This is a genomic window from Pedobacter sp. MR2016-19 (assembly GCF_014947265.1).
GTDB lineage: Bacteria > Bacteroidota > Bacteroidia > Sphingobacteriales > Sphingobacteriaceae > Pedobacter.
The window spans coordinates 427,267-439,228 of the sequence record NZ_JADCNK010000004.1; the positions used below are offsets into that span (position 1 = coordinate 427,267).

The following is an 11,962-nucleotide window of genomic DNA, read 5'->3' on the forward strand; positions in this document are numbered from 1 at the left end:
ATTATATTTTATAGTCGAACCATTTTTGATCTGATTGGCCTGAAGCCACCACATTTTCGATAAATGCCATTCCTCTGACTCCATCTGAGGCGCCAGGGAAATCAAGCATTTCCGGAGTAGGTTGCTGATTATTTAATTTTGCATTTACCGTAAGTGCAAAGTTTTTATAAATGTTGGCAAATGCCTCCAAATAACCTTCAGGGTGACCGCCAGGAGTACGGGTATTGTGTTTTGCAAAACTACCCATATAGCCGTTACCTGTTCTGTAGATCTGGGCAGGCGCATTTAACCACCTTACAATTAGTGTATTTGGTTCCATCTGGTGCCATTCTAAACCACCTTTTTCGCCATAAACCCTGATTTTTAGTGCATTTTCTTCGCCGGCAGCAATTTGTGAGGCCACCAATACGCCGTTAGCTCCATTATCGAACTTCAACAATACGTTGCCGTCATCATCAATGGCTCTTCCAGGCACTACAATATTTAAATCAGCACAAATTTTAGTGATTTTTAATCCCGAAATGTATTCGGCAAGGTGTGCTGCATGTGTACCGATATCGCCCATGCAACCGCTTTTTCCGGTTTTAGATGGGTCGGTACGCCAGGCTGCTTGGGCATTGCCTTCGCGCTCAGAAAGTGTGCTTAACCAACCTTGAGGATATTCTACCACAATTTTACGGATGGAACCTAATTCGCCTTCGTTTACCATTTGTTTAGCCTGTTTAACCATCGGATATCCCGAGTAAGTATGTGTTAAACAAAGAGTTAGACCGGTTTCTTCTACTTTAGCCTGCAGCTGTTTAGCTTCTTCTAAAGTCAAAGTCATCGGTTTTTCAATCACAACGTTGAAACCTTTATCCAAGGCCATCATTGCAGGAGCAAAGTGGGCAAAGTTTGGAGTAACAATGGTCACAAAATCAATTCTTTCGTCTGCTGGCAATTCACTTTCTTTGGTCAGCATTTCTTCGTAATTAGTGTAGATCCTGTTATCGGGAAGAAAAAGTATTTTTCCAGATTCGTATCCAATTTCAGGATTTACACTTAAAGCTCCGGCAGATAATTCGATCAGGCCGTCCATATTGGCAGCTAAACGGTGTACGGCGCCGATAAAGGCGTCTTTTCCGCCGCCTATCATGCCCATTCTTAATTTTCTTTTCATTTTATAAAGGTGTGAGGTGTAAGGTGAAAGGTTTAGGGTGATTTTCCTATGCCTTAAATCTTGCGCCTCTTGCTCTGTTTTTTAATTAGGTTTTTGGTTGGGGTTTAAGGTGTAGGGTTTGAGGTAATTAAACCTTCCGCATTCTACCTTAAAAAGGTTCAGGATAAAAGGTGTAGGGTTTTTGGGCAATTAAACCTTCTACCTTACGCCTTTTACCTTAAACCTCATACTTCGCGGCCTTAAACCTTTCTAGATATTCTTTTTCTTTAATTCTTTTACAGCATAATCGCAAGCACGAGCAGTTAAAGCCATAAATGTTAATGAAGGATTTTGGCACGCAATTGATGGCATACAAGATCCGTCAGTTACGAAAACGTTATTTACTTCGTGCATCTGGTTCCATTTGTTCAATACAGAAGTTTTTGGATCGTTACCCATTCTTGCTGTTCCTTGCTCATGGATGGCCATGCCTGGATAACAGCCATTATCAAATGTTTTGATGTTTTTTAAGCCAGCTTTTTCTAACATTTCAGCAGCATCATTCATCATATCCACACGCATTTTTTTCTCGTTTTCTTTGTATTCGCAATCAATTGCCAATACGGGCTGACCCCATTTATCTTTTTTGGTTTTGTCGATATATACCTTGTTTTCGTAATAAGGCAACATCTCTCCGAAACCGCCTAATCCCATGTTCCATTTTCCCGGAGTGGTCATTTTTTGTTTCAGATCTGCACCAAATGATAACTCCGCCACATCGCTTTGCCAGTTGCTTCTGCTTGCTCCGCCCTGGTAACCGAAACCGCGTAAATAATCACGTTTATCGTTACCAATGTTTTGATACCTTGGTACGTAAATTCCGTTTGCACGGCGACCATAAGTGTATTTGTCATCAAAACCTTCAGCTTCTCCATTGGCTCCACAACGGAAATGATGATCCATTAGGTTATGACCTAACTGACCACTTCCATTACCTAATCCATTTGGATGGGCTTCGGATGTTGAGTTTAACAGCACGAATGTAGAACCTAATGTAGAACCGTTAACAAAAACGATTTTTGCATAAAATTCCATTGTTTTGTTAGTCTCCGCATCGATTACCATTACACCTTTTGCCTTTTTGGTGTCTTTATCGTAAATGATATGATTTACGATCGAGTATGGTCTAACGGTTAATCTTTTTGTTGCCATTGCCGCAGGTAGGGTAGAAGACTGCGTACTGAAGTATGCGCCAAACGGACAACCACGGCTACATAAATTTCTATACTGGCAATTGCCACGGCCTTTGTGCGGAACAGTAAGATTGGCAACCCGGCCAATCATGATGATACGTTCTTTTTTATAATGTTCTTCAACGCGGGCCTTTACCGATTTTTCGACAATGTTTAAGTCCATTGGAGGTAGGAACTCGCCATCCGGGCAGGTAGGCCAGTTTTCTTTAGAGCCACTAATGCCAGCAAATCGTTCTGCATAATCGTACCAGGGAGAAAGTTCGGCGTACCGGATTGGCCAGTCATTTCCGTGACCATCTTTTTTGTTATCCTCAAAGTTATGATCGCTAAAACGGTAACTCTGGCGACCCCACATTAACGATTTTCCACCAACGTGGAAACCGCGGTACCAATCGAAACGTTTATCTTCTGTATAAGGGCATTCTAAATCGTTTACCCACCATTTTTCGTTTGCTTCCTGGTAAGGGTAATCTCTTTTTTGTACCGGGTGGGTACGCTTTTGCTCTTCGGTAAGTTTACCGGCATGTTTAAAATCCCATGGATTTTTCATTGCCGTTTCGTAACCGGTGATGTGCTCGATGTTCATTCCTCTTTCGAGCATCAATACGCGCAATCCCTTCTCAGTAAGTTCTTTTGCAGCCCAGCCGCCACTAATCCCCGATCCTATCACAATAGCATCGTAAGTATTTTCTGCTTTTAAATTAGTATTTAAATTCATGATGTTTTGTAGTTGTTGTTAGAAATTAGGTTGCCCAGGATCTTTGGCCAGGTTTTAAAGGCGCATTGCCATCATATCGGCCCGGAATAAGGACATATTCCCTTGCTTTGGTACAACCAATTTCTGAAGAATAGTAACCGAGTAAGGTCAAATCTCTTGCTGTGATAAAAAAGTAAGCTAAATCTTTGTTCTCTTCTGATTGGCCATCTTTTTGTGCAAGTGCGATTGCTCTCAAATCGATCATTAGTTTTTTACGGTCGGCTGGTGTTAAAGTGATATAGCTTTTCCCGAAATCTTTCTTTGATTTTGCCTGAAGATCTTTAAAGCCTTGTGCAAAGGAGGTTTGCATAGTGGCAGGGTAACAATCTTTCATCATCATTGGAATAAACTTACCTAAACCTGCGGCTTTGGCACCTGCAGATGATTTGGTTGTCGGAACAATAACATCAGCAAATTCTGCAAAGATCTTTTCGTCTTCAAGCGAATAGCTTACGAAGTTTTTTTCATTTTCGGGGAGCGTAAAACTTTCAAATAACACGCCCATTGTACTTGCCGAGATTGCTCCTCCCAGCAAAAATGCAACGTTTTTGAGTGCTTCTCTTCTGTGCATCGTCTTTATGATTTTATATTTTGGTTATTTATGTGTTCAATTAGTAATATTAGAAAAAATATAGCGTAAACAATAAATTTTTTAAGTTAAATTATCAGTTGGCAATAGGATTGTTACTGTGTAGAATTATTCCAAATAATAATCTTTTTGCAGTCTATTTGCTGTTTAAACCGTGTTTTTATCTCAAATTTACTTGGTGTAAAAAATACATTTAGTATAGGTTTACATATTATGTACTAATATATTCAAAAACATAGATTTTTAAGGATAAAATCGGACTAAAGTAGATTTTTTCTAATGTAATTATAACTTTCTGCAATACTCTCGTAGGGTTCCTTTTTAATGATGTCCTGTTCAGTAAAAATATAGTCTACACCAGCTAATTTTGATGCGGCAAAAATGCTTTTGAAATCGATCCTGCCAGACCCCACTTCTACGAAAACGGCTTTATCTGCTTTGTCCATATCCTTAACATGAAACATTTTATAACGACCCGGATTTTTCTTGAACATATCAACCGGGTTTAAACCTGCATTTACTGCCCAAAAGATATCGAGTTCAAAACCTACCATATTGGCATCGGTTTCTGTAAGCAAGGTTTCGTAACCTGTTACGCCATTCCCCTGATCTTTAAATTCGAAGTTATGGTTGTGGTAGGCCAATTTTAAGCCTGATTTTTGGCAAAGTTCGGCTGCCTGGTTAAATTTTGCAGCCATACGTTTATAATCATCCAATGTTCCATTGGTTCTGATATCGGTCGGCAAAGCAGGGATAACAAAATATTTCTGGTTAACAGTAGCTGCGGTTTCGATGTGCGATTTTAGCACTTTATCGTCGCCAGAGGATAAAAACTCCGTTACGTTGTAATGTCCGCTGGGAGACGAGAGGCCGTTAGCTTTTAATAATGCATTGAAATCTTTGGCTTCCAGTCCCCAGAATCCTTTTACTTCATATTTACCCGGATAGCCGTAATAGGTTTCAACTTGCTTATAGCCGATTTTAGCTACCTGTTCAATAGTGGCCTTTACATCTGCCGTTAATTGTTCGCGTAGGGTGAAAAGACCGATTCCGATTTTTGAAACCTTCGCTGATTGTGCTAAAGCCGTTGTAATAACAGATGGACTTAAAAAAGCTGCCGCCCCGGCAAAGCTTACTTTTTGTAAAAATGATCTTCTTGTTGTCATGATGTTTTAGAATAAAAAAACCGGAGCGTAAACTCCGGTTTTATTTGTTAGAATGAATAAGCTAATGATCCCCAGAAGGTACGTTGAAGTAAAGTTCTGCCAATCATTAATTGGCCAGGGGTTACGGTTGAGAAATCTCTGAACTGATCTCCACGAACATCGCCCTCTGTCAGTACTTTTGCATTTAACAAGTTGTCTGCCCAAAATCTTATTGAAATCTTTTTAGTAAAATTATATCCTGCACCGGCTTTCATTACCACATAGGATGGAAGTTTGTAACTGCCACTAGGCGAGGTAAAGCGACTGCCAACATAATTAGCTGCTATATACAGGTTAAAGTTTTTATAGTCATAGTTGGCACCAAGTTCAGTATTGAGTACAGGAACACGTTCGGTTCTATTGCCTGTGAAACTGTAAATTCTGTTTCCAAATTCTGCCGCAACAGCAGCGTTGCCACTTGTGTTTGCTTCGTAATCGGTGTATTTAGAGTCTTGCAGTGTTCCGGTTAAACGCAAGCTTAGTGGCTTGCCAATTTTGTACGAAACTTCGTATTCAGCACTCCAGGTACGTGTAGACCCAAAGGCTACCAATGCCTGTAAACCCGAGGCAACTGTTGGAACATTAATCGTTAACGATGTGTTTTTAATTGCAGAATAACTTCCTGATGCAAAAATAGCCAGGTTGTTTTTGGCATATTTAAAACCTACTTCACCCAAATAAACCGGACGTTTTTTAATGTTTGCTGCGTTATAGGCGGATGCATTATAATCGCCGATGTTTGGTGCATTGTAAGCTTTTGTAGCCCTTGCAAAAATGCTTGAGGTAGTGTTTATTTTGTAGTTTGCACCTACTGAAGCTGCCCAATTGGTTAAGGTTTCGTTATAGTGTGTGTAGCCTAAAATTGTAGGTGTTGCACTCGCGGTTGCATTTACTGAACCATCTGCATTTTGTGCATAATAAGGTCGGTCGCCTTTAACATTCTGATTGTCAATTCTGGCACCAATATCTAAACGCCATTTTTCGGATATTGTAATCTCGTCTCCTGCATAAACTGAAAGGGTTCTGGTATCACCAATAAAAGTATTTTTAGTTTGGATGGTACGCTCTGCTGCGGTTGGCGATTGTAATAAAATGCTTGGGTGTTCTTTAAATTCAGTAAGTGAACGGAAAGCATAACGTAAATCATCCCGGTTATACTGATGAATGCCTAATCCAATATTAAGGCTATGATTTTTTACTTTTTTTCTTAAATCAAGGTAATCAACAACCTGAACATCACTATTAATTTGTCCTTGTGCATTAGAGGTAATTACGTAATCTCCAGCTACAAATGGTGCTACTGAACCGCCAGTGTAATAATAAGGTGTTGCTGCTGTTCTCGCTACAATTCCTGCAGGGGCAGTATAGGTAGAGTTGGTATGGGTATTTTGATAACGGAAATTGTTAACAATCTGCCAGCCACTGTCAGTTAGGTAGTTGAACTGAAAACCAGCTGATCCCAATTTGGTGTGGATTCCATCTGTTAAACTAAAATTATGGCTTCCTGCTACCGGATCGTTATAACTCCATTCTGTTTGAATTGGCGTAATGGATTGCGTTGCCATATTATAATCACGGTAAGTAGTCGGCTTTCCGGTACCATCGTAAGGGTAATAACTGGTTAATAAGAACTGAACTTTATCATTCAGGTATTTACCATACACCCTGAAAAAGCCTTTATTGTTCTTAAAATTAAAAGTCACGTTGCCTTTAATCTGTCCACCCTGGTTGGCCGGATTAAAGCCCTGATCTACCACACCATTATCGGTACGGTAAAAACCACCGATATTGTATTTGATCTGGTTGTTTATTTTTCCTCCGGTATTCCCATCAAAACGGTATAAGCCTTGTGAAAAACCTGTGGTAAATTTAAACTGGCCATATTGTTTATCTGCGCCCACGTAACTGATGTTGTTTACTACAGCACCTGGCGTATTGGCTTGAATGATTGAGGCATTTCCCCCTCTAATTGCTTCGATGTTCTGAATGGTTAAATCTGTTTTATAATACTGATCTATAGATGGGTTGGTATTGAAACCTGTAGGTAAAAGCGGTAAACCATCTTCTTGTATGCCTAAGAAAATATAACCGCCCTGTTGTGGAAAGCCTCTTACCCAAACGTTACCCGGACCATCGCCACCCGTACTTTCTACGGTTAAGCCTGGTATAGCTTTTAATAAATCGGTACTGTTTAATGGTGCCCTGTTGGTGATATCTTTATTACTCACTGAGGTTAAGGCCACACTGCTTTCTAATTTTTTCTTCGGATTACCACCGGTTACCATCACACTCTCTAACTGTAGGTTATCTTCTGATAGGCTGATGCTCAGGTTTTCATCGGCATTGCCAGGAGACAGGTTAACTTCTTTAGAAATGAAACCTACATATCTCACCACCAGGACGCGGCTGTCAACAGTTAGGCCTTTTAAAGCAAAAGCACCATTTTCGTCGGTGGTGGTTCCGATTGATTTTCCTTTTACGGTAACCGAAACGCCTGGAATAGGATTACCTTTGCTATCGGTTACTTTTCCGGTTACAATGCCTTCGAAAGCTTTTAAAAGTTCGAGGTTGTTATTGGCGGGAATAGAATAGAGCAAAATCTGATCTTTAACTATCCTATATCCCACGTCATAACGTTTTAGCGAATTCTCAAGAAAGTATTTAAGCTTTTGATTGACCACATTAATAGAAACTTTACGGTTGGAGTTTATTAATTGCGGACTGTAAACAAATTTAACATTGGCTAAGTGTTCTGTTTTTTCAATAATGGTTTTAATATCTGTTTGATCGGCTTTGATCGAAATTGATTTATTCAGAAAATCCTGGGCGTCGACATTTTTGGCAAAAGCACCACAAGTAAAAATTATTATTGCAAGTATTTGGTAAATCGAAACTCTCATTGCATATATCGCCAGCGAAATAAGTTGATTTTTTTTCATAAATTTGGTTATTGTTCATTAAATGATTGGATTTATTGGACATAGAAATACCATGAATACATTTCTGATGTATTTAACTCGCCGGCAATGCCCCACATTGTCGGCTTTGTTTTTTAGAAAAATATTATGGAAAATGGAGCCGCGGCTATGGGCTGTTGGTGTTGTGGTTATTCTTCATCATGTTTATATATTTGGTTAGTTTTTATTGGAAACCACAATGCTGGTTCCCTGGATGTAATATTTGCTTGAGATGGTTCCGCAGATCAGGTCGAGCTGCTCGTAGAGCCCTTTTTTGCTTAAATCACCGGTAAAAGTATAGGTCGAAATCTGATCATTATCCGATTTTATCTCTATCCCGTAAGCTTCAGATAAGGTTTTGAAAATTTCTTTAATGCTTTCTTCTTTAAAATTATAGCTCAGTCTTGTGGGGATGTTATAAGCTTCGGCCAATGGAATAGGCTTGCTTACCAATGTTTTATTTAATTTGTGGTCGGCAAAAATGCCCTTTTGGTTTGGTGTTAGCAGAATTGGTTTAGCCAGTTTTTCTTTATCGAAAGTGAAGAGTGAGCTTTTCTGATTTTCGGCTACCTGAACTTTTCCTGTTCTTACCGCAACCTGAGCCGGAAGTTTATCCGTTGATGATTTTACCCAGAAACTGGTACCCAAAACACGAATAACCAATTTTTGATTGTACACATAAAAAGGACGCTTAGGATTTTTACTTACCGAGAAAAATGCACTTCCTTTTAAATAAACCGTTCTTTTGTTAGCTGCAAAAACCTTTGGGTAAATAATGTTCGCCTGTGGTTTAAGTGTTACTGTACTTTCATCACTAAGTGATATCACTAGGCTGCTATCGCTCTCATTCGTTTTGCTGATTAAATTTAAGCCTTCATTTTCATCAATGAAAGATTGTTCAGCATGATTGTAACTACTTAAATATAAACCGGCAATAAAAAATGCAATGATTATAGATGCTGCAATAGCGATTTTTGGCCAAAGCCTTTTAACCTTAAGCGCTGGTGTAGGTTTGCTTTCAACGTTATTGATGTTAAGCCAGGTATTCACCTGCATTTCTTCGAGCGCAGTTGATGATAAATCTTTAAAATTCTGGTTATTTAAGTTATGATACCATTTGTCTACCCAAAGCTTTTCAGCTTCAGTACAATTTCCGTTTTCGTAACGGCTTAGTAAATCGTAAAATGATTTCTGGTTCATAAAAAGAATATTTGGCCTTATACTATACAAGTAACACAACTGGAGCGAAACCCTAAAGCTGTGCATGATAAAAATAGAAATAAGTTTTAATGTGCTGATAATCAGCTATAAAAAGATGTAAAAAATTTTGATGTATTCTTTTATCCTCTTAATAGATTGGGTGATATGGTATTCTACAGTCTTTTCGGAGATGTTTAAACCAGTAGAAATATCTTTGGTAGATCGGTGTTGATAACGGCTCATTCTGAAGATCTCCTGTGTTTTTTCGGGTAGCGAATTAATGCCTTTTTCGATAATGGAAGAAAGATCATGAAGATCGACCAGATTCGCGGTATCCTGATGGTTTTCTGAATAGGTTAGGGTTTGGTACTCCATGTACTTATTCTGCATCACCTGACTCCTGATGTGGTTGATTACACTTAACTTCAATGCACCGAACAAATAGGCCTGGAGATTATTGATCTGTGCTTCCTGCCGTTTTTCCCAAAGAGAGATGAAGATATTCTGTACCAGTTCTTCAGCGATTACCTTATCGCCTGTTTTTTTGTAGGCTGCCAATAACAGCTCGTTACTATAGGCGAAATATATTTTTTCGTAAGCCTGCTTATCGCCCAACTTTAGACGATTCATTAAATCTTCAGATTTTTCAGGCTCTGGGTGAGTCATTTATTATTTGGTTATTCGATAAGCGTGTAGTAAATGTATAAAATAATGTTGAAAGTTTCAGTCGGTAGTTCACAGGTTTCAGTTGGCAGTTTACAGTTCACAATTTAACAATTAATCCATGCTCAACATTTTCAGTTGGCAATTTGCAGCTAACAATTTAGCAATCCAATAGTTAAAAAACCTGGTCTGCAATTAACCAGTTCAAACAATTAACCGATTAACCCTTTCTTATCTATAAATATTTTATTGCCTTTTATCTCATTTTTTTACCTTTGCTCAATCTCAAAAAAAATATGCACGAAAAAATTGTTGTTTTAGGCTCTAACGGGCAAATTGGTACCGAGTTGGTAACCATGTTACGTAAAATATATGGTGATGATCATGTTGTTGCGTGCGATATACGCAGGCCGGATTATGATATCAAAAACTCTGCTCCGTTTGAATTTGTGAATGTGCTGGATAAGGAAATGATCAATGGCATTTTTCATAAATACAGACCAACACAGGTTTACCTCTTAGCCGCTTTATTATCAGCTACAGGTGAGCAAAACCCAAAGCTGGCCTGGGATTTAAATATGAACGGTTTATTGAATGTTTTAGATTTAGCTTTAGAATATAAAACAGCAAAAGTATATTGGCCGAGTTCGATTGCTGTATTTGGACCAAATTCGCCAAAAGACAATACTTCACAATATTGTGTAATGGATCCGAATACTGTTTATGGGATCAGTAAACTGGCAGGAGAGCGCTGGTGCGAATATTACAATCAAAAATATGGTTTGGATGTGCGTAGTATCCGTTATCCGGGATTAATTAGCTGGAAAGCTGCTCCTGGTGGTGGTACAACAGATTATGCGATCCACATTTTTCACGATGCATTGAAAAAGGGTAGTTACCAGAGTTTCTTAAATGCGGAAACAGAATTACCGATGATGTATATGGATGATGCTATCCGCGGAACAATTGAACTGATGGATGCACCTGCAGATCAGATTTCAGTGCGTAGTAGCTATAATTTTGGTGGGGTAAGTTTTACACCTGAAGTTTTAGCCGCCGAAATCAGAAAACATATTCCGGATTTTACGCTAACTTACAGCGCTAACGATCCCCGTCAGCAAATTGCAAATAGCTGGCCACGTTCTATCGATGATAATTATGCAGCAAAAGACTGGGGATGGAAACCAGAGTTCGATTTATCGAAACTGACAACTGACATGTTAAATAATTTAAAAAAATAAGTAGAGAGGTTGAAGGTGTAGGGTATAAGGCATAAGGTTTAACACATCGCCTTGATACTCGATTCTCCATACTTGATACTAAAATACTTCATACTCAAAAAATGGGAAGAGCATTCGAATTTAGAAAAGAGAGAAAATTTAAGCGTTGGGCCAAAATGGCGGTTCAGTTTACGCGTATTGGTAAAGATATTGTAATGGCGGTTAAGGAATCCGGACCTCATCCGGAAACCAATTCCCGTTTACGTACAGCAATGCAAAATGCAAAAGCGGTAAACATGCCTAAAGATAGGGTAGAGGCAGCAATTAAGCGTGCTTCTGATAAATCGATGGCCAATTACGAGGAAATTGTATACGAAGGTTATGCGCCACACGGTGTTGCTGTTTTAATTGAAACAGCAACAGATAATACCAACCGTACCGTAGCAAACGTTCGTAGTTATTTTAACAAAACTGATGGCTCTTTGGGCAAAACCGGATCATTAGACTTTGTTTTTAACCGCAAATCTGTTTTCCGATTTGTACCTGCTGAAGGTTTAGATCTGGAAGAATTAGAATTCGAATTAATTGATGCTGGTTTAGAAGAACTTTATGTTGAGGCCGATGAAGAAGGGAATGATATTGCGGTAGCACAGGGTGCATTCGAAAACTTCGGTTCTTTACAAAAAGCTTTAGAAGAGAAAGGTATCGAGTTAAAAAGTTCAAAATTAGAGCGCATTGCTTTATCTCACCATGAGGTAACAGAAGAGCAGGCAGCTGATGTTTTGAAATTGATCGATAAGTTGGAGGAAGATGATGATGTGCAGGCGGTTTACCACAATATGGCTGAGTAATATCAATTAGAATATTTTACAAGAGCCTGAAGATTTTTTCTTCAGGCTTTTTTGTAATTTTTGAAGAGCAAAACCTGTGCATTTCGGGTACAGCAGTCCCGCCATCATTTCAAGTTCTCGGCCTCGTAC

At 39.0% G+C, this 11,962-nt stretch carries 9 protein-coding genes; 2 read left to right on the top strand and 7 right to left on the bottom strand.

Annotated features, from left to right (window positions below; genetic code table 11):
* Position 1: 1 nt before the first annotated feature.
* The 7 genes from IM793_RS08815 to IM793_RS08845 all read right to left on the bottom strand — a co-directional run bounded on the left by IM793_RS08815 (position 2) and on the right by IM793_RS08845 (position 9,765).
* Positions 2–1,159, bottom strand: a complete 1,158-nt coding sequence (locus tag IM793_RS08815) for a Gfo/Idh/MocA family protein (protein ID WP_193420625.1) — start codon at positions 1,157–1,159, stop codon at positions 2–4.
* Between the two features lie 249 nt (positions 1,160–1,408).
* Positions 1,409–3,109 carry a GMC oxidoreductase gene (locus IM793_RS08820; protein ID WP_193420626.1) on the bottom strand — a complete coding sequence of 567 codons (1,701 nt, stop codon included), beginning with the start codon at positions 3,107–3,109 and terminating at the stop codon, positions 1,409–1,411.
* A 25-nt stretch (positions 3,110–3,134) separates the two neighbouring features.
* Positions 3,135–3,719 (bottom strand): gluconate 2-dehydrogenase subunit 3 family protein, encoded by a 585-nt coding sequence (locus IM793_RS08825; protein ID WP_193420627.1) that lies wholly within the window; start codon positions 3,717–3,719, stop codon positions 3,135–3,137.
* Positions 3,720–3,997: 278 nt separating this feature from the next.
* Positions 3,998–4,903, bottom strand: coding sequence for a sugar phosphate isomerase/epimerase (locus IM793_RS08830; RefSeq protein WP_193420628.1), 906 nt, complete (start codon positions 4,901–4,903; stop codon positions 3,998–4,000).
* A gap of 47 nt (positions 4,904–4,950) precedes the next feature.
* On the bottom strand, positions 4,951–7,881 hold the full coding sequence (locus IM793_RS08835) for a TonB-dependent receptor domain-containing protein (RefSeq protein WP_193420629.1): 2,931 nt from the start codon (positions 7,879–7,881) through the stop codon (positions 4,951–4,953).
* Between the two features lie 195 nt (positions 7,882–8,076).
* Positions 8,077–9,099 carry a FecR family protein gene (locus IM793_RS08840; RefSeq protein ID WP_193420630.1) on the bottom strand — a complete coding sequence of 341 codons (1,023 nt, stop codon included), beginning with the start codon at positions 9,097–9,099 and terminating at the stop codon, positions 8,077–8,079.
* Positions 9,100–9,204: 105 nt separating this feature from the next.
* The gene (locus IM793_RS08845) at positions 9,205–9,765 is read right to left on the bottom strand and encodes an RNA polymerase sigma-70 factor (protein ID WP_193420631.1); all 561 of its coding nucleotides are present in this window, start codon (positions 9,763–9,765) and stop codon (positions 9,205–9,207) included.
* A gap of 293 nt (positions 9,766–10,058) precedes the next feature.
* Here IM793_RS08845 and IM793_RS08850 point away from each other — a divergent pair, with 293 nt between their 5' ends.
* Together IM793_RS08850 and IM793_RS08855 are read left to right on the top strand one after the other, a co-directional pair.
* On the top strand, positions 10,059–11,003 hold the full coding sequence (locus IM793_RS08850) for an NAD-dependent epimerase/dehydratase family protein (protein ID WP_121283588.1): 945 nt from the start codon (positions 10,059–10,061) through the stop codon (positions 11,001–11,003).
* A 101-nt stretch (positions 11,004–11,104) separates the two neighbouring features.
* The gene (locus tag IM793_RS08855) at positions 11,105–11,833 is read left to right on the top strand and encodes a YebC/PmpR family DNA-binding transcriptional regulator (RefSeq protein ID WP_029274031.1); all 729 of its coding nucleotides are present in this window, start codon (positions 11,105–11,107) and stop codon (positions 11,831–11,833) included.
* Positions 11,834–11,962: the final 129 nt, after the last annotated feature.